The 17,912-nt window shown below is 71.1% G+C and carries 20 protein-coding genes; 8 read left to right on the forward strand and 12 right to left on the reverse strand.

Annotated features, from left to right (window positions below):
• The first annotated feature begins 62 nt into the window (after positions 1 to 62).
• Complete coding sequence (locus tag DXZ73_RS04940; protein ID WP_116209802.1) at positions 63 to 1,598, forward strand: carboxylesterase/lipase family protein; 1,536 nt, start codon at positions 63 to 65, stop codon at positions 1,596 to 1,598.
• A gap of 103 nt (positions 1,599 to 1,701) precedes the next feature.
• Here the strand turns inward: DXZ73_RS04940 and DXZ73_RS04945 are convergent, their stop codons facing one another.
• The 5 genes from DXZ73_RS04945 to DXZ73_RS04960 all read right to left on the reverse strand — a co-directional run bounded on the left by DXZ73_RS04945 (position 1,702) and on the right by DXZ73_RS04960 (position 5,419).
• Positions 1,702 to 2,541 (reverse strand): class I SAM-dependent methyltransferase, encoded by an 840-nt coding sequence (locus tag DXZ73_RS04945; RefSeq protein WP_116209803.1) that lies wholly within the window; start codon positions 2,539 to 2,541, stop codon positions 1,702 to 1,704.
• A 63-nt stretch (positions 2,542 to 2,604) separates the two neighbouring features.
• Positions 2,605 to 2,769, reverse strand: a complete 165-nt coding sequence (locus tag DXZ73_RS37905; RefSeq protein ID WP_162890044.1) for a hypothetical protein — start codon at positions 2,767 to 2,769, stop codon at positions 2,605 to 2,607.
• Between the two features lie 48 nt (positions 2,770 to 2,817).
• Positions 2,818 to 3,573: a PE-PPE domain-containing protein gene (locus DXZ73_RS04950; protein ID WP_116209804.1), complete on the reverse strand. Its 756-nt coding sequence runs from the start codon at positions 3,571 to 3,573 to the stop codon at positions 2,818 to 2,820.
• A gap of 56 nt (positions 3,574 to 3,629) precedes the next feature.
• On the reverse strand, positions 3,630 to 4,352 hold the full coding sequence (locus DXZ73_RS04955) for a DUF6585 family protein (protein ID WP_240351186.1): 723 nt from the start codon (positions 4,350 to 4,352) through the stop codon (positions 3,630 to 3,632).
• Positions 4,349 to 5,419 (reverse strand): BTAD domain-containing putative transcriptional regulator, encoded by a 1,071-nt coding sequence (locus tag DXZ73_RS04960; protein ID WP_116209805.1) that lies wholly within the window; start codon positions 5,417 to 5,419, stop codon positions 4,349 to 4,351. The genes DXZ73_RS04955 and DXZ73_RS04960 overlap by 4 nt, the downstream gene beginning before the upstream one ends.
• 164 nt (positions 5,420 to 5,583) lie before the next feature.
• Between DXZ73_RS04960 and DXZ73_RS04965 the strand changes: the two genes are divergently transcribed.
• Complete coding sequence (locus DXZ73_RS04965; RefSeq protein ID WP_116209806.1) at positions 5,584 to 7,944, forward strand: XRE family transcriptional regulator; 2,361 nt, start codon at positions 5,584 to 5,586, stop codon at positions 7,942 to 7,944.
• A gap of 33 nt (positions 7,945 to 7,977) precedes the next feature.
• Positions 7,978 to 8,550, forward strand: a complete 573-nt coding sequence (locus DXZ73_RS38730) for a hypothetical protein (RefSeq protein ID WP_205519109.1) — start codon at positions 7,978 to 7,980, stop codon at positions 8,548 to 8,550.
• 60 nt (positions 8,551 to 8,610) lie between these two features.
• Here DXZ73_RS38730 and DXZ73_RS04975 read toward each other — a convergent pair whose 3' ends face one another.
• The 3 genes from DXZ73_RS04975 to DXZ73_RS04985 are packed head-to-tail and all read right to left on the reverse strand — an operon-like array spanning position 8,611 to position 10,915.
• The gene (locus DXZ73_RS04975) at positions 8,611 to 9,840 is read right to left on the reverse strand and encodes a beta-ketoacyl-[acyl-carrier-protein] synthase family protein (protein WP_116209807.1); all 1,230 of its coding nucleotides are present in this window, start codon (positions 9,838 to 9,840) and stop codon (positions 8,611 to 8,613) included.
• Entirely contained in the window at positions 9,840 to 10,109 is a 270-nt protein-coding gene (locus DXZ73_RS04980; RefSeq protein ID WP_116209808.1) for an acyl carrier protein, read from the reverse strand. The genes DXZ73_RS04975 and DXZ73_RS04980 overlap by 1 nt, the downstream gene beginning before the upstream one ends.
• Positions 10,110 to 10,132: 23 nt before the next feature.
• Complete coding sequence (locus DXZ73_RS04985; RefSeq protein WP_162890045.1) at positions 10,133 to 10,915, reverse strand: class I SAM-dependent methyltransferase; 783 nt, start codon at positions 10,913 to 10,915, stop codon at positions 10,133 to 10,135.
• A 515-nt stretch (positions 10,916 to 11,430) separates the two neighbouring features.
• On the opposite strand from DXZ73_RS04985, the gene DXZ73_RS04990 reads away from it, so the two are divergent.
• The 5 genes from DXZ73_RS04990 (at position 11,431) to DXZ73_RS05010 (ending at position 15,053) form a co-directional block, all read left to right on the forward strand.
• Positions 11,431 to 12,600, forward strand: coding sequence for a hypothetical protein (locus DXZ73_RS04990; RefSeq protein ID WP_162890046.1), 1,170 nt, complete (start codon positions 11,431 to 11,433; stop codon positions 12,598 to 12,600).
• Positions 12,601 to 12,637: 37 nt separating this feature from the next.
• Positions 12,638 to 14,002: a condensation domain-containing protein gene (locus DXZ73_RS04995; protein WP_116209811.1), complete on the forward strand. Its 1,365-nt coding sequence runs from the start codon at positions 12,638 to 12,640 to the stop codon at positions 14,000 to 14,002.
• Between the two features lie 129 nt (positions 14,003 to 14,131).
• Complete coding sequence (locus tag DXZ73_RS05000; protein ID WP_116209812.1) at positions 14,132 to 14,269, forward strand: lasso RiPP family leader peptide-containing protein; 138 nt, start codon at positions 14,132 to 14,134, stop codon at positions 14,267 to 14,269.
• Entirely contained in the window at positions 14,266 to 14,610 is a 345-nt protein-coding gene (locus DXZ73_RS05005) for a hypothetical protein (protein ID WP_116209813.1), read from the forward strand. Before DXZ73_RS05000 ends, DXZ73_RS05005 begins: the two co-directional genes overlap by 4 nt.
• Positions 14,607 to 15,053, forward strand: coding sequence for a lasso peptide biosynthesis B2 protein (locus DXZ73_RS05010; RefSeq protein ID WP_116209814.1), 447 nt, complete (start codon positions 14,607 to 14,609; stop codon positions 15,051 to 15,053). The genes DXZ73_RS05005 and DXZ73_RS05010 overlap by 4 nt, the downstream gene beginning before the upstream one ends.
• 138 nt (positions 15,054 to 15,191) lie before the next feature.
• On the opposite strand, the gene DXZ73_RS05015 is transcribed toward DXZ73_RS05010, so the two are convergent.
• The 4 genes from DXZ73_RS05015 to DXZ73_RS05030 all read right to left on the reverse strand — a co-directional run bounded on the left by DXZ73_RS05015 (position 15,192) and on the right by DXZ73_RS05030 (position 17,609).
• Complete coding sequence (locus DXZ73_RS05015) at positions 15,192 to 15,815, reverse strand: C39 family peptidase (protein WP_116209815.1); 624 nt, start codon at positions 15,813 to 15,815, stop codon at positions 15,192 to 15,194.
• An 89-nt stretch (positions 15,816 to 15,904) separates the two neighbouring features.
• Positions 15,905 to 16,456 (reverse strand): Clp protease N-terminal domain-containing protein, encoded by a 552-nt coding sequence (locus DXZ73_RS40030; RefSeq protein WP_116209816.1) that lies wholly within the window; start codon positions 16,454 to 16,456, stop codon positions 15,905 to 15,907.
• A 1-nt stretch (position 16,457) separates the two neighbouring features.
• Positions 16,458 to 16,706, reverse strand: a complete 249-nt coding sequence (locus DXZ73_RS05025; RefSeq protein WP_116209817.1) for a hypothetical protein — start codon at positions 16,704 to 16,706, stop codon at positions 16,458 to 16,460.
• A gap of 156 nt (positions 16,707 to 16,862) precedes the next feature.
• A complete protein-coding gene (locus tag DXZ73_RS05030; RefSeq protein WP_240351190.1) occupies positions 16,863 to 17,609 on the reverse strand; it encodes a hypothetical protein in 747 nt (248 codons plus the stop codon).
• Between the last annotated feature and the right edge of the window lie 303 nt (positions 17,610 to 17,912).

A 17,912-nucleotide genomic window follows, 5' to 3' on the forward strand; every position in this document is an offset into this window, starting at 1 on the left:
AGTGTCCGGAGCCGACGCGAACCCCTGTGATCGCGCTCCACCCGGACGGAGAGGGAGTTGTGATGACCGTCGTCGCGTCCGAACCGTCCGGGTCCCGGCCCGAAGTCCGCGCGGCGGCCGGGGCGCTGCGCGGCAGCCGGGAGGCGGGGGTGGCGGTCTTCCGTGGCATCCCGTTCGCCGAGCCGCCGGTCGGCTCGCTGCGTTTCGCCGCGCCACGGCCGGTGCGGGGGTGGGACGGGGTGCGGGCGGCGGTGTCGTACGGACCGCCGCCACCTCAGGGCGGCCATTTCGGCATGGACGCGCTGTCGCGGGATGCGGTGGGCGACGACTGGCTGACGGTCAACGTCTGGTCGCCCGAGCCGGGCCCGGGCGCAGGGCTGCCGGTGATGGTGTGGATCCAGGGCGGCGCCTACACGATCGGCATGTCCGGTCTTCCCGAGTACGACGGCGCCCGCCTGGCGCGTCGCGGTGTCGTCGTGGTGACGTTCAACTACCGGGTGGGTCTGGAGGGTTTCGGGCAGATCGAGGGGGCGCCCGCCAACCGGGGTCTGCTCGACCAGGTCGCCGCTCTGGAGTGGGTGGGTGAGAACATCCGGGCCTTCGGCGGCGACCCGGCCCGCGTCACGGTCTTCGGCCAGTCGGCGGGCGCCGGATCGGTCGCCGCGCTGCTGGCGATGCCACGCGCGGCCGGGCTCTTCGGCCGGGCCGTCGCGCAGAGTGTGCAGGGCACGTTCTTCTCGCCGGAGCTCGCCGCCGACATCGCGACTGCCTGCGCCTCCGAGCTGGGGCTGAGGCCCACGGTGGCCGACCTGTCCACGGTGGCCCCGGCCCGGCTGTCCGCCGCCGGTGATGCGGTCGGCGCCAAGATGGCCCAGTGGGCGGGACGCTGGGGGCGGATCGCGCACAGGTCGATCCCGTTCTCGCCGGTCGTCGACGGTGACGCCCTGCCGGTCACTCCGTGGCAGGCCCTGGCCGAAGGCGCCGGGCGGGACGTCGGACTCCTCGTCGGCCACACCCGCGACGAACAACGGCTGTTCACCGCGCTCGACGGCCTGCTCGGCCAGGTGACACAGGAGCAGGCGGCGAGAGCCCTGCACGTCTTCGGCCCCGGCCAGGACGGCGCACGCCGTTACCTCGACGGCTTCCCGGCCGCGGGCCCGGACGAGCTCTACGAACTGGTCCACTCCGACTGGCTGTTCCGCATGCCGAGCCTCCATCTCGCCCGGGCCCGGACCGCCGCCGGAGGCCGTGCCCACGTCTACGAGCTGACCTGGCCCGCTCCGGGCATGGGCGGTGCCTTCGGCGCCTGCCACGGCCTCGACGTGCCGCTCGTCTTCGGCAACCTGGACCGCGGCCGGCCTGCCGTGCTGATCGGCGAGGGCCCGTCCCCGGAGGCGGAGGCGCTGTCCACCCGCATGCGCGCCGCGTGGACGGCGTTCGCCGCCCACGGCGACCCGGGCTGGCCCGCGTACGACACCGGGCAATGCCTCGTGCAGCTCTTCGACACCCGGCCGACCGTCACCGCCTACCCGGAGGAAACCTCCCGCCTCATCTGGCAGGACCACACTTTTCCCGCGATCCCGCTGATCGGCCGGTAGCGCCGACCGGCCCGGACGGAGTGCCGCGTGGCGGCCGGACCGGTCGACGGTGACCTCTGCGCGCCGGAGCATGGAGAGAACATCGCTACGGACTCATCCTCCGTCATTCCTCGGGCCGTTCCGCGGTGACCGTGAAGTAGTCGAGGGTTCCTTCACGGTAGGCCCGCAAGAAATTGCGAGGCCACGTGCCGGGCTTCCACGTCTCGGCCAGCCAGCGGTCCCAGCCGGCCCACACCGACGCCCCGATCGGGGTGACGCGGATTCCGGTCAGTCCTGCCCGTTCGAGGCTGCCGGTCAGCAGGGGGATGGTGTGCGCGACGTCCAGGCCGGTGGCGAAGGTGTCGAGCAGTTCGGCCAGCCGTGCGGCTCGGGCCGGGTCGGCGTCGGGGACGAAGAAGCTGGCGACGGCGGCGCGGCCGCCGGGCCGCAGCACGCGTGCGGTCTCCCGGGCGAACGCGTCGAGGTCGCGGAAGTGCTGGGCGGCTTCGACGCTGTGCACGCGGTCGAACTCGCCGTCGTCGAACGGCATGCTCTCAGCCGCGCCGCGGGCGAAGCGCAGCTGTTCCGGGCGGCGGGCCAGCAGAGCGGAGTTGGCCTGCTGAGCACGTTCGAGCTGCTGCGGATGGATGTCCATGCCGGTGACGTGCGCGAAGCCGTACTCCTCCAGTGCCATCGCACCACCGATCCCCCGCCCGCAGCCGACCTCCAGGGCCCGTAGCCCTTCGGTGGGCGCCAAGGTGCCGAGCACGTGGCGGTACATGGCCAGCTCGCTGCTGATCCGGTCGTGTTCGGTCAGCGGCTGGTCGAGGTCGATGCCCTGCCAGTAGCCGAAGTTGATGAATCCCCCGGCGAACAGGGGCATCGAGCCGAGATCGGCCGGGCCGTACGCTTCCTGGACCGCGGGCGGGATCGGGTACGGGGACGCTCCGGGGCACTGCGCCATGCTCCACCTCCGTGATGAACAGCGCGCCGCCGTACGACGACCGCGCACCCAGGCCGTTACCCATCAGCTGCCGGGAAAATAGCGGCGTTCATCCAGCCGCAGGACGGTCGGCCGCGGCTCGCCGACGTCGGTGCCGTTGACCCGCAGGGCGGCGGACCTGACCTTGTCGGCGTCGGCCGGCGCGGCCGGGGCGTGCGGCAGCACCGCACGCCCCGGCGGCGTGAGCACGATCGGGCGCGGCGAGGCCGGCCGGTGGGCGGCGTCGCGAGCGGGCTGTCAGGAGTCGTACCAGACGACTCCCTCGCCGCCGTCGTTGCCGATGGTCTTCGTCATGATGTCGCCGTCCTGCCAGTACTTGGGGTGCTGGGTCAGGAAGCCACCGATGGACGTCAGCGACGTCGCGTCGCACACCCCGTCGGTGCGGATGCAGAAGCGCTGCACCGGGACGCCCTCGAACTTCGCCGGGCCGGCGCCGGGAGAGGTGAAGCCCAGGGCGCTCCAGCCCTTGGGCAGCAGGGCCCAGATGCCGGTGCCCGGCTGCATCGGGTCGGCGTAGAGCATGCCGTTCACCTTCGAGCGCGGTATGTCGGTGCCGCCGTTGGCTATCGTCTGGAGCACCTGGTCGGCCACTTGCGCGCCTTGTGAGTAGCCGACGATCGTGAGGCGGGCGCCCGGGTCTCGGCGGTAGGTGTCCTCGGCGGCGGCCAGCAGATTGCGGTATCCCTCGCGCGCGCTGGCGTCGAAGTTCGGTGCGGTCAGGTCGGGGACGTTGTGGCCGTTGAGCCAGGGTCCGGCGCTCGCCGGATAGCAGACGGGCACCGGTATGCCCCCGTTGAGGTGCTTGTTGGCGAATATGTAGCTGCTGGTGCAGTCGGGCGCGGGCGCCGCCGAGCCCGTGCCGCCGAGCTCCAGGTAGTAATGACGTGCCGGATCGGCGTGGGCGACGGTGGGCGCCAAGGCGGTGACGGCCACCATCGCCGCTGCCGCGCCGACGGCACGGATCGTCTTCTTCCATCTGCGGGCCGGAGTCATCACTCTGTTCCTCCTCGAGTCGGGGCAGCACACAACTGCCTTGAAGCGATCCGACGTTAGACACTGCCGTTGACATCGCGATGAAACAGCTCGACGAGCGCGCGGAGCAGGAAGAGGTTCGGGATCTCGGAGACCCTGGAGCCCGGTTCGTGCCACGCCCCGTCGATGTCGAGCTTGACGGCGCCCTTCCGGATCCAGATGTTCCGGACCTGCGGCCACCGCGCGCGAGCCTCTCCGTACCCGATCTCTTCCCTGGTCAGCCAGATGCCGCCGAAGGTCAGGCGCTCGCCCTTGTCGAGCGCGGCCAGTGCCCGGGGCAGTTGGGCGCGGGTGACGCCCGACTGGATCTCGGACCGCCATTCCGCCGCGTCGCCGTGCTCCGGCCTGCCACGCAGTACGATCCGCTCCCCGTCGACGTCGGTGAGCGTGTAGGCGGTCCCGACGTGGGCCGCGTCGTGCGAGTGCGGGGTGTTCGTCTGGAATACGGAGGTGGTGTCGTAGCGGACGACGTGGATCCGCCCCTTGACGGCAACCGTCATTCCGTGGTCGTACAGGTCCAGTCGCGCGTCATCGTGCGCGTTCGTCGCGGAAGGCATGCCGTACCGGACGAAGGCCAGCAGACCACGTATCCCCCTGTCCCGCAGGGCCCTCGCGTGTGCCGTGTGCGCGGCTCCCGCGTAGGTGGCACGCCGCCTGCCGAGGTGCTCGCGGCCGGCCGCCGCCGAGATCCTCGCCAGCAGCAGCTCGTCGCTGCGCGTACGCCGCGTCGGTCCGGTCACCGCGTCGGTCCGGTGAGGCCGAGGCAGGCTTCGTCCCCGCGCAGAATCATCCGGTGCGTCTGCCTCAGCATCCGGCCCGGAGAGACTCCCAGGTCATCGGCCAGACGGCGGCGGGTGCGGTCGAACACGGTCAATGCGTCGGCCTGTCGGCCGCCGAGGTACAGCGCGCGCATCAGCATGGTGGCGACCGGTTCGTTCAGGGGCTGCGCCACGGCCAGGGCCGACAGCTCGGCGATCGCCTCGGAGTGCCGGCCCAGCCGCAGCTGCCACTCGAGCTTCCGCTGCACGAGGACGGTCCTGCGCTCGGTGAGCCGCAGCCGCTCCAGTTCGGCGAACGGCCCGGGCAGGCCGGCCAGGGGCTCTCCACGGAACAGGTCCAGCGCCTGGGAGCAGGCACGGACCGCCTCGGTCAGCTCGCCCGCCCGCTCGGCCGTACCGGCCGCGGTGACCAGTTCCTCCACGCGCGCCACGTCCACGGTGGCCGCGCCGGGGAGCAGCCGGTAACCGCACCGATCGCGCTCGATCGCCGGGTCCGGGCTGCCGCCCACGCGCAGGATCTTGCGCAGCCGGTAGATGTACACCGGCACCACGTTCGTGTTCGGCGGCTCCTCCCCCCACACCCCGTCGAGCAGTTCCTGCTGGCTGACCGTCCGGCCCAGGCACAGCGCCAGCGCTGTCAGTACGGCCTGCTGGCGCAGATGACCGAGGTCCAGGGGCTGTCCGTCGCGCCATGCCCGCAGTGGTCCGAGTATCGAGATCTGTAACCGCGGCTCGGGCGCGCGGCGGGTGGCAGCCGGTGGCACCGGGTTCGTCACTTGTCTGCGGGGGCCGCGGCCGGGGGCGACCAGGCCGCAGTCGAAGGCGTGGACGATGGCGGCGGCCCGGTCGCGCAGCCCGAGTTTGACGAGGATCCGTGCGAGGTGTCCGGCCACGGCGTCCTCGGGGATGGCGAGGGTGGCGGCGATCTCGTTGTCCCTGAGGCCACAGCCGACCGCGTAGAGCACCTCGCGCTCCTGGTGTCTGAGCGTGGTGGCGGTCGGCTGGCCGGTGGTCGCGGTGATCGGCATCGTGGCTCCCCGGGCTTCGGGCCGCTCCCTGCGGCGCATGCCGTCGACGCTGGCTCCGGCGCCGGAAAACAAACAGGCCAGGGGACCGGCCGTATGCGGCCGGTGGCCCACGCTAGAGTCCCTCACCTGGGGAAACCACATATTCGAGGGGGAGGTTGTGATCGGTGGCCAGTGAGTTCAGCGCGCTGTTACGGCGGCTGCGGCACAACGCGGGAATGACCCAGGAGACCCTGGCGGAGCGCGCCGGGGTGGGCGTGCGCACCATCCGCGGGCTGGAGACCGGTGAGCGTGCCGACCCCAGGGTGACCACCGTGCGGCTGCTGGCCGACGCGCTCGGACTGGGACCGGCCGAACGCGAGGAACTGCTGGCGGCCGCCGTCCACCGGACCGGGCAGAGGATCCAGCCCGACGACTCGCCCGACCGCGTCGAACCGGTCACCGCACAGCCGGCTTCGGTGTTGCACGAGACCCTGGCCGACGTCGCCGAGCAACTCGCCCACGCGGTGGCTGCCCGCTGGCAACGCGAGGAGGAGCAGCGGCAGGTGCACGATCCGTACCCGCTGCCGGTGCGCTGGCGGCAGGCCCCCGAAGAGCTGACCGACCACTGGGCCAACATCCGGCGCCTGCCCGCCGGAGGCACGCACGGCCCGCTGGACCTCGGCGGGCGGCTGGACGAGATCGTGGGCGTGTACCGGCGAATACCGTCCGGGCGGCTGGTGGTGCTGGGCCGGCCCGGTTCCGGGAAGACGATCCTCACCACGCGGTTCGTCCTGGACTACTTGAAGTCGAGGGCCCGCGCCGAGGCCGTACCGGTGATCTTCAGCATCGGCGCGTGGGACCCCACCGCCATCACGTTCCGGGACTGGCTCACCGCACAGCTGACCCGCGACCATCCCGGTCTCGCCGCCCCGGCACCCGGCGGGCCGAGCCTGGCCGCCGCGCTGGTCGAGAGCGGCCGGGTGCTCCCCGTGCTGGACGGCTTCGACGAGATCGCCGACGGACTGAACCGTCCCGCGTTGGAGGCGCTCAACGCCACCGCCCTTCCCCTGCTGCTGACGAGCCGTCCGTCCGAGTACGCCGCCGCGGTGGCGGAGACCGACGTGCTCACGTCCGCCGCCGCGGTGGAGCTCGACGATCTCGCCCTGAGCGACCTGGCCGACTACCTGCCGCGCACCACGCGCAAGGCCCGCGGCGGGGACCCGGCGACGACCGCGTGGGACCCCGTGCTGAGCGAGCTGCACGAGCGGCCGAGCAGCCAGGGCGGCGCCAACCTCGCCGCGGTGCTGACCACCCCGCTGATGGTCACGCTCGCCCGCGCCGTCTACAGCGACACCCCCGACCGTGACCCGGCCTCGCTGCTGGACACCCGGCGATTCGGCAGTCCCGAGGAGCTGGAGGTCCACCTCCTCGACAACTTCATCGCCACTGCCTACCGTCTTCGGCCGGAGCACGGCCCGGTCGGCGGGCCGCGCCGCGGCTTCGACCCGGAACGCGCCCAGTACTGGCTCGGCTACCTCGCCCACCACCTGGCCCGGCTCGACACCCCCAACCTGGAGTGGTGGCGGCTCGGTTCAGGACTGCGCCGCTCCACCCGCACGCTGGTGACCGCGCTGGTGATCAGTCTGACCATCGGGCTCGTCAACTGTGCCGTCGGCGCCCTCTTCGACCCCCTCAGCTTCCAACTCGCGGACGCGCTGCTGGTAGGGCCCCTAGCCGGACTCATCTTCGGGATCGCTCACTGGTTCATGGTCGCGGCCAAGGACTCGGCGGTGCCGCCGTCCAACGTGGGCATGAGGATATTCGGCAGGGCGGGGAGGACCCGGCGGGGAACCGCCACCCGATTCCTGATCGGGTCGCTGTGCGGGCTCGTCTTCGGCTTCGGCTACGGCCTTCTGCACGGAGTGCTCATCGGCGTCCTCAACCACCTCACCCTCCCGGCCGCCCTGCGCATCGGCTTCGACGACGGCGTGTTCTTCGGGCTCGTGCTGACGCTGGCAGCCGGCCCCTCCTTCGGACTCCTGGCCCTTCTCGAAAGCCCTCTCGACATCCGGTCCGCCGTCAACCCGGTCAGCCTGCTGCGTACGAACTACCGAGCGGTCATCGCCCAATTCGCCGTCTGGGCACCCGCCTTCGGGCTTCTCGTCGGCATCTGGGCCGGGGCGATGATCCGGCCCATTTCGGCACTCCTGGGCAGCCAGTTCATCTGGAATCTCACGGCCGGGTTCAAGCTCGGCTTCATCAGCGGGCTCGGCGGCGTCCTCGGCTACGGACTCTGCCTGTCCGCCTGGGGCCAGTGGGTGGTCTTCGCCCGGATCTGGCTGCCGCTGACCGGCCGACTGCCCTGGGCCGTCGTCACCTTCCTCGAGGACGCCTACCAGCGGGGCGTGCTCCGCCAGGCCGGCGCGGTCTACCAGTTCCGCCACGCCCGCCTCCAGGACCACCTCGCCCGCACCTACCGGGCATCCTCGCCCCCACTCGACAGCGGCGATCCCCACCGCGCGACGGGCTGCACCCACCCTGGGTGAACTCCCGGGCCCGATGCCGGGGAGAATCGGGACATGACAATGACCAGGACGACGGGGGTCCGGCTCGGAATGCTGCCTTTGGCGGTGCTGGCCATGTTCGCGGCGGGGTGCGGGACGCACCGCCCAGGGGATGACGCCGGTACGGCCAAGTCCGTGGCGACGCCGGGCACGCCGACGGACTCCCCATGCCCCGGCGAGAGCCCCACACCGGCGCCACCGACGACCGCGGGCACCCCGGATCCGGCCGTGCCGCCCACCGACCACTACGCCGAGAACCACGGCTTCATGGTCCCCTTCCCCCTGCACGGCCGGCAGCGCTGCGACGGACTCGCGGCTGTCGGACGCGTCAAGAGCGCGCTCGAACCGCTGCGCAAGCGCGGTGATTTCGCCCCGGAGAGCGTCCGCAGCACACTCACCGCCCTCGGCTACCCTGCCGGGAAGGTGCAGTCGTACCAGAACGGCCCCACCGGGGTCGGCTTCCTCATCGACGTCGACGCCTCTCCGCTGTGCCTGGAGGGCACGATGAACCGGGACTCCACACAGGCCGACGCCTTCGGCGGCTACCCCGACCACTCCGGCTGCGACCGCCCCACCGGCGGCCACTGACCACGGCCGCCCAAGCCACCGGCCACGGCCCGGGCCCGGTTCACCGACCGGTGCGTACTGTCACGCGGCGCCGAACACCACAGCCGAGTTCTGGCCACCGAACCCGAAGTTCTGCTTGATGGCGACATTGATCGGTGCGAACCGGCCCACAAGCGGGGTGTAGTCCAAGTCGCAGTCGGGGTCGGGGTTCTCCAGGTTCGCGGTGGGTGGCACATACTTGTTGCGGATGGCGAGCAGCACGCCGACGCTCTCCAGGATCCCGCACGCGCCGCAGGCGTGACCGATGACCGATTTGGGTGCCGTGATCGCCACGTGTCGCGCGTGGGAGCCGAACGCGAGCTTGATGGCCGTGGTTTCGGCCCGGTCGTTGAGCGGTGTCGATGTTCCGTGCGCGCTGACCAGGTCCACGGCAGCGGTGTCGAGACCGGCGTCGGCGCAGGCCAGCTCGATCGTTCTGGCCGCTGTCGCGCCGTCCGCCCGGGGAGCCACCGGGTGGTGGGCGTCGCAGGTGGACGCGGCGCCGAGCACCTCGCCGTGCACGGTCGCGCCCCGGCGCAGCGCGGACCGCTCGGACTCCAGCACGAGCACGGCGGCTCCTTCGGCCGGCACCATGCCGTCGCGGTCACGGTCGAAGGGCCGGGAGGCGCCGGCCGCCTCCGCGGCGGGTCGCTGGGAGAGCGCGTCCAGCAAGCAGAACGATGCCAGGCACGGCAGGTCCAGCCAGCTCTCCACGCCGCCGACGAGGACCACGTCGGCGGTGCCGTCACGCACCGCGCGCATTCCGGCTCCGATGGCGTCCGTCGAGGAGGCGCAGGCGGTCGAGATGGTGAGCACCGGGCCCGTGATGTCCAGTTCCTGGGCGACGAGCCCGGCGGCCTGGTTGGGCAGCAGACGGAGCAGGCCGAGCCGGTTCATCCGCGACCACCCCTTCTGGCGCAGGACGGTCACGAGTTGCGCGGCTTCGTCGAGCCCACCGCCGCCGGTGCCGACGTACAGCGCCCCCGGCGCCGTGCGCAGCCCCGCGTCCGCCCGTGCCTTCATCGCCGCGGCGAACAACATCTGCTGAAAGCGCGAGGTGCGGCGGATCTGCTGGGCGGACATGTGCTCTCGGGGGTCGAACCCCTTGACCACGCCACCGACCTGGCACGGCAGCGGTTCCTCGAGTTCCAGCGCCGAGATCGCGGGCCGTCCCGCGGACAGGGCGTCCCATAACTCGTCCGGTGTGGCGCCCGCGCACGACTCGACACCGATACCGGTCACCAGCACGCGGTTGCGCGCCGCCTGGGACATCACAGCGCCCCGGACATAGCGTCGACCACGTCTCCGACCGTGCGGAGGTCGGTGATCCTGATACTGGTGTCCGCCAGCTCGACCCCGAATTCCTGCTCCAGCGCGGCGATCAGCTCGAGCGCCTCCATGGAATCGAGTCCCAGCACCGGCTGGTCGGGATCGGCGGCGTAGAACAGAGCCGAGTCGCGGGTGATTTCCGTCCTGGATTCACCCAGGTCCGGCCGGACATCGACAATGGCCCGGGTGACCACGTTCATTACCTCGGTCATGATGAATTCCTTCCGTGCTGTTTTCAAGGCCGGATCGCGGAGAAGTACACGCAGCGCCGTGTGATCGTGAACGGGGCGCGCTCGTATTGCTTTTCCATCGTCTCGGTGAGCAGTTCCGCGGCGACATGCCGGTCGATTCCGGGTAACGCGGCGGTGGCGAACATCGGGGTCGAGCACAATGCGGCGAGAAAGCGCCGGCCGAGGGTGAACGCCCGCTCGGTGGTGACCACGCCGGTGAAACCGCCCGCGTCGAGAGCGGCCTGATAGTCCCCGGCACTCCTGCGCAGCCCCGCGGGCCGTCCGGCGGCCGACCGGGCCGGCGGGAGCCCGCGTTCGCGGGCGACGCGGCGGGCCGTGCCGACCAACTCGGCGTACACCGGTACGTCGGCCGCGCTCTCCGCGCCCGAGTAGAAGGCCGAGTTGAACACCAGGCGTCCGCCACCGGCGAGAACCTGCCCGATCGCGTCGAGCGCCTCGGCGAGGTCCGGGACGAGATGGATGCAGTTGGCCAGCACGACGGTGTCGAAGGAGTCCCGTGGGAACAAGCGGGCGACGGAGGCCGCGTCGCCCACGACGAAACGGGCCCGGTCGCCCAGACGGGCCTGTGCCGCGTCGAGCAGGGCCGGGTCGGGGTCGGCGCCGACCAGGGACATGGCCGGGTCGCGCAGCAGCAGTTGCTCGCTGACGGCTCCGTCTCCGCACCCCAGGTCGAGGACGGACGGCCCGGAGCCGACCGGGACCAGATCGAGCAGCGCGCGGTTCAGCTCGGCGTATTCCGGGTCGCGACGCAGTTCGGCGTAGTCCATGGATGGTTTTTCACCGCCCACGACTTGAGTGGATTCAGTGTCTGCTCGTGCGTTCATGAATTGACCTTCCGTCAGTGCGGTCGACGAATCGACGCGGTACGGAATGAATGACGGGGGCCGACGCTACCAGCGCAATCGAAGAGCAACAAGAGGTTGGTTTCCCATGCCCTCATCCCGATCCGTGCGACCAGCAAACACATCTCTGTTTCATCTCGGCTTCATCGCAGCCGGATAGTTTCGGCGGGCTGCACCGAGGCATCAAAAGGAGAGCATCGTGACAGTGATTCGAGGCCGGCGTCACATTTTGTCGGGTCGGTAAGACATTGGAGTTCACAGAATTGGGCGACAGTACGGTTCCCGCCGGCCGTCTGGTGTTCTGGACACCGACCGCCTCGGCCCCGGCCTGGGCGGACGATCCACGAGCACCCGCGCTCGTCCACGAGCACCACGTGCGTGCCGCGGCCGCAAGGGGACCGCGGCATGTGGATCCGGCGTGGGTCGGAGTGTCGTTCGGCGTGGGCCGAGTCGGCCGGCACCAGGTCGGTTCCGCGATATCGGCCTGGCTGCGCGGACATGAGCACCTGCGCAGCAAGCTGGTGCCGACCCGCGAGCGCTGTGTGCGCCGCACGCTCCCCGCGAGCATGGTCACGTTGCGACAGGAGTACATCGGTGTCTTCGCCGACGGCGCCTCGGTCCGTCGGCAGATCGAGGCGTTCTTCGACCGCGGCACCGGCGCACTGGGCTGGCCGCAGGTGGTCTTCGCGACGGTCGAGGGCGCGGACGGGGTGACGGTGTTCGCGGGGGCGGATCACGGTGTCGTGGACGGCTACACGCTCGCCATGATCCCGGGGCAGATCCGCGGCGCCCTGGCAGGCCGTGCGGCGGGCATGCCCGGGCTGACCTTCCTGGACTTCGGTGCCGAGGAACGGAGCCTGGTCGATCGGCTGTCGACGGGATCCGAGCACGCGGACCACTGGCGGAGCCTGCTCTGCAACGCCCGCGGCAGGACACCCTCTTTCCCGCTGCCGCTCGGCCCGTCCGAGGCACCGCTCACGCAGTGCAGCGCCTACCGTTGGCTTCTCGACGGGCCGGCGGCCGACAGGTTCGCCGCCGCGTCACGCGACGGCGGAGGCACAACCGCCGCAGGGCTGCTCGCCTGCCTCGCGCTCGCCGCGGCGAAGGTCGCGGGTGAGCGGCACTTGTCCGTGGTGAGTCTGGCCAACACCCGGCCCGACCGGTGGCGAGCGGCGCCGGGCTGGTTCGTCGGTCTGCACCCGGTTCGGATCCCGACGACCCCCGGGGCGGCCTTCACCGACACCGTCGCCCTCGCCGCCGCCGAACTGCGCCGCCGCAGACCGGGGCCGGGCAGTTCGCTGCCGCACATCAGCCGGATGCTGCGCAGGGAGATCCACCCCCGGTTCGTCGTGTCCTATCTCGATGTACGCCGAGTGGTGGGCAGCGCCCCGCCACAGCCGGAAGACACGATGCTGCGCAGCCGAATCCACGGTCCGGCCGAGGTGTACGTGTGGCTGACCAGGAGTGAGCGCGGCGTGCACTTGTCAACGCGCTTCCCTGACACGGCCGTTGCGCGCGCGAACGTCGAACGCTTCGTTCTGGCCGCCGCGCACGCCGCCGCCCGTGTCGCGGACGACGACCGGACCGAAGCCGTGCCCACGCCCGCCTAGCCCGCCGCCCGATGCAGGAGGAGACCCCACCGTGCGTATGACCCAGATCCTCGACTGGCGACCCGAGCCGGGTGAAGTGGTCGAGTTCGAGCTGACCACCGACCGGGCACCCGTACCGCACACCGTGCCCGCGTCGCACTTCCAGCAGGCGCACCTGCGGTCGACGGCCGCCAACCGCGCCGCCGGACGACGGCAGTCGCCGTGGGTGGCCATGGCGTTCGACCTGGAGGGACGGGCCGATCTCGACGCGCTCGCCGACGCGTGGCGAGGACTTGTGCGGCGGCACGAGGCTTTCCACACCTGGTACGAGCCCGAGAACCTGGCCGGGTTCCGTCTGCCACCTGATTCCCTCACGGTGCGCCCGGCGCGCGTCGGCGACTTCACGGACGCGGACGACCTGCGCACCTACCTGCACCGGCGGATCGATGAACAGACCACGACGGGCCGGCCGGGTGTGCTGGCCGGAGTGATCCGACGGGACACGGCGTCCACCGTGTACTTCGCGGTCGATCACGCCTATACCGACGGGCACTCCCTGGCCCTGCTGTTCGACGAGATCCGCGCCCGGTACCACGCGGCCTGCTGCGGCGCCCCGCTCGACCTGGCACCGGCACCCGGCTACCTGGACCACAACCGCCACGAGCGGGAACGCTCCGCGTCGCTGACGGCAGCCTCGCCTGAGCTCGCCGCGTGGTCGGAGTTCCTGGCAGTGGAGGACGGCGGCTTCCCCGGCTTCCCCGTCCATCTGGGCAACGACGCCGACGAACTGCTCGCCGCCACGCGAATCCACTACCCGGTGCTCACAGGCGCCGAGGCGCGCGCGTTCCGCGCCTATTGCGCCCGGCACGGCGGCGGGTTCGGCGCGGGCGCCTTCGCCGCGCTGGCCCTCGCGCAGTGGGAGTTCACCGGAAACGACGTCTACCGAGTGCTCACCGCCGTGTCGACCAGGGCCTACCCACGGCTGCTCCCGGTGCACGGCTGGTTGGTCAACCTCGTGCCGTTGCTGTTCCGGCTGCCCGCCTCACCGACGCTCGCCGACGCGATCGCCTCCGCACAGCAAGGCTTCCAGCGAGCCCGCGCGGGATACGACGTGCCGCTGCACCGAGCGCTCGAACTGCTCCTCGAGGACGGCGACGCCCCGACCATTCCCCCGATGGCGTCCTACGTGGACGGACGGGCCGCGCCGGGCTCCCGTGACTACCTGCGCGCGGACGCGACGGTCCTGACCGGCCCCGACAACGCCAGTGGCGTATCACTGTGGCTCAACTGGTTCCCCGACCGGGCCGACCTTGTGGTCAGCATGCCGGACACCCCGGAGGCCACAGCGGGTGTGCCGAAGTACCTCGACCGGGTCAGGGAGATCATGCTCGGCGCAGCGGCCGGTCCCCACCCGGCACCCTGAGGAGAACCAGGGGGCCGGCCGGTCCCATTGAGGTTTGTCGAGGCCTCATTGCCCCTTGTCGCCCTCACTGCCACGCTTGGCCGAGGCGCGCGGGCGCAACCCGCGCGGGAGGCGGAAAGGAGAGCCGTGATGGATGCCGACAAACCCGTGGGCGAGGCCCCCGAGGTCTACCTCCCTCCGGCCCTGACGGACATGGGCGACTTCGCGGACGTGACGCTGGGCCACGGATACGTCGAGGAGGACTCGCGGGACAACCAGGCCTGGTGACGGCGGACACGGCCCACTTCCCGGACGACGGCACGTGGTTCGCCGTTCTGCCCGATACGGATGCGGGTGGGGCCGCGGCACGTCTGCTGCGCGACAGCGGAGCCCTGGAGGAGATCCCTCACGCCTCCGGGCGCCCCTGGCTCCTGGGCCGGTGGGCACCCGGCGGGATGACCGTCGTGCACGCGGGTGCGGTACGGGTCGCGGCCGCCGGACCGGGCGCGGCCGCGCTGCGCGCCGCCCGGGTCGCGCCGCACCGCGATACCGGCACGATCTGGCCCCTCGACCCGACGCTGGCCGCCGAGCGGTGGCTGCGCACCACGATCGCCGGAGGATCCCGATGAGCCAGTCCGTGACGCTCCATCAGCCCAGCGATGTGCCGTGGCGCCACCGGCTCCGGGCGAGGCTGGCCGTCGCCGCCGCCCGCCCGCTCCTGAGGCTGACCCCCGGCCGGCTCCGCCGGCTGTGCGCGTTCCTGCGCCGGGGCGCCGTGCCCGCCGGTTACGAGCAGGCGCTGGCCGCCCGGACCGCGGTCGTCGCCGTCAGCACCCGCTGCGCGGGCCAGGGCTGTCTCCAGCGCTCCCTGGCCACCGCGCTCCTGTGCCGCCTCGAAGGCACCTGGCCCACATGGTGCGCGGGCGTCCGGACCCGTCCCTTCCGCGGGCACGCGTGGGTCGAGGCCGACGGCCGCCCGGTCGACGAGCCGTACCCGCCGGGCTACTTCACCCCCACGGTCAGCGTCCCGCCCCTCGAACGGAAACGGCAGGGAAGCCGGGGGTCACAGTGACTCCCACCGCGTGACGTGCCGGGAGCCGGCCTGGCTTTCCAGAGAGCGTGATCTTCAGAGTGCGGTGACCGCAACGCGCCCGGCCGAGCCTGGGCAACACCTTTCGCTTCGGCAGCACTGCTCATCGCGCACACATCCTCAGTGTTTCCCGAGAACCACCCCTCGGCCGGCGAAGAAGCGCGGCAGGTCCTGCCAAGGGACAGGAGCGAACTCCTGTGACCGTCCCGGAAGCCCGGAAGGATTGTGGATCAGCACGTGCTCGGAGGTGGCCCCGACCGCGAGGACGAGGTGCCCGCCACGGCCCGGCGGGGCCGGTTCCAGGGTGCGGATGCTCGGATGGACCGACAGCATCACGAGGTTCCCGGACCGCACATCCTCGGCCACCTGCTCCACGGACAGCTGGGGGGCGGAGCGGGCGTTCAGTCCCCATCGGCTCTCCACATGGTCGGCGAAGGGTTGATAGATCAGGCCCTTCACTTCTTGCCCTTGCAGGACGTAGGCGCCTGCCTCGAGGAAGTCACGCACGAGTGGAACCGAAGGGGGTACGGGGTGGCCCCAGAAGTCGAGAGCCATACGCAGACACGCCATTCCGCACATGCGGCGCGCCCAGAAGTCGTACTCCTGGGCCGTATCCGCTCCGGACTGCTGCCACAGCGGGTCCTGAGCCGCCGCCCTGATGCCGGTGACGAAATCAGGCACCAGGGCTGCGGACTCCCACTGGGAGTAGTACGGGACACGATGCTTGATCACAGGGCCGTTCATGAACCACAGTCTGCTACAGCACCTGTTCTTGAGGGCCGTCCGCACCCACAGGCCGGGGGCACGGAAACCACCGCGTGCTGCGCCACCCGCTATGCGTCGGCGATGCGCGCGTGGATGGCCGTATGGACGGCGGAGAGGTCGACGTCCAATGCGTTGAGCACGTCCGTGGCGGCGACCTCGGTGTCGCTGGGGCCGACGGCCAGGAGGGCGAGCAGCATGTGTTCCGTACCGAAACGCTCCTGCCCGAGCTCGCGGGCCTCGCTGATCGTCTGTTCCAGGGCCTTCTTCGCGTGCGGGGTGTAGGCCGGGCGCGGGAACTGGAACGCGCCCGGGCCGAAGTTGTCGTCGGCGCGGCGCTGGATCTCGGCGACGTCGATGCCGAGCGAGGAGAGCGCGTCGCGTGCCGCCTGGCCGCCCGTCGCGGGGACGCCCGCCGCGTCCAGCAGGCGCACGGTCACCTCGCGGGCGCGGTCGGCCTCGACGCCCTGGTCGGCCAGCACCGCGCCCGCGTTGCTGTCGGTGATGCCGACCAGCCCGAGCAGCAGGTGCTCGGTACCCATGAAGTCGTGGCCGAGCGAGAGCGCCTCGTCCTGGGCCGCGACGATGGACCGCTTCGCGCGGTCGGTGAAGTATTCGAACACGTCAGTTCTCCTTACCCGTGGCCTTGCGCCTGGTCGCGTGCTTCTCGTGCACCGACTGCCGACTCACCTGCAGCGCCGTCGCGATGCTCTGCCAGGTCCAGCCCTGGTCCCGCGCGCTGTCGACGTGCAGGCGCTCCAGTTCCTCCAGCAGCCGCCGCAGTGCGACGACCGCGCCGAGTCCGACGGCCGGATCCTTGCCGGTGACCTGGCCGACCAGATCGGCGGCCGGGGATTCCTCCGAAACTCCCATACCTGTCAGGCTACCCTGACAGGTGCGGCATCCGTCAAGGAGCCCTGACAACAGGGGTGTTCGCGGCGCACTGCGGACGAACAGCGGCCCGGGCCGCCCGCAACGGTTGCGGGCGGCCCGGTCTGGTCCGGTTGGCGCTCCAGCGGTGGGGCGGTGTTATCCGACGCAGCCGGGGACGACGGAGGGGCTGCCGGTGCAGTTCGTGGGGGTGTTGGCGGTCACCGAGGAAGTGTTGAGCGTTGCGGTGCCTGCGACATAGTAGATGCCACCGGGATTGATGCCCGCGGCATTGCCGCTGACCACGCTGCTGGTGAGGGTGAGGGTCGAGTTCACGCTCGCGATGCCGGCGGCCTGGTGCGCGGTGTTGTTCTTGACGTTGCTGCTGGTGAACGTCGCCGCTGCCGCACCGCCGGTGCTGTAGATGGCACCGCCGGTGCCGTCGGCGGCGTTGTTGTTCAGCTCGCTTCCGGTGAGGGTGACCGCGCCGAAGTTGAGGATGCCGCCGCCGTTCGTGGCCGTATGACCACCGCTGAGAGTGACGGCCTTGAGCGTAAGCCCGCCGGTGGTGCCGACCTGGGCGATGCGGAAGTTGGACGCCCCGGCGCGGGTGATGGTGTTGGCGTTGCCCTCGAAGGTGATGGGCGTGGTGATGATCGGGAGCCCGGTGGGCCCGTTGACGCCGTCGTCGCCGTGGCTGGCGGTGAGGGTGTACGTACAGCCCGGGGTCAGGGTCACCGTGCCGCCGCCCGCGGCGTTCGCGGCGTTCACGGCGGTGATCAGCGATGGCTCGTCGCAGGCGACGGCCATCACCCGCGCCTGGGCGGTCACGGGCAGGAGCGCGGTCGTGCCGGTGGCCAGAACGGCGGCCCCGGCAAGGGCGAGAAGGGCGCGACGGAATCTCATGAAACCCCCTGGAAGTAGCTCGACTGCCTCGCTGATGCGGGCACTGCGTCTGTACGCAGCGAGCTCAGACGTACCCCCTCAGCCGCAGGGCGATACGCAGGACAACTTTTCCCTTCTTGCGGAAATGCGTAGCATTGGTCAGCCGTTGGAAGGACTCCCAGTTCTTCACTCTCGAATTCCAGACTGGTCGCGCAGCGTGAGTGCGGACCATCGCTCACCTGCGGTCCGGGCATTGGTGCGGCCTCACGGCGAGAGCCCGTCTCTTTACATCGCCACGGAAGCGAAAACTCAAGAAGATAAAAC

This window comes from Streptoverticillium olivoreticuli subsp. olivoreticuli (genome assembly GCF_003391135.1).
Taxonomy (GTDB): domain Bacteria; phylum Actinomycetota; class Actinomycetes; order Streptomycetales; family Streptomycetaceae; genus Streptomyces; species Streptomyces blastmyceticus.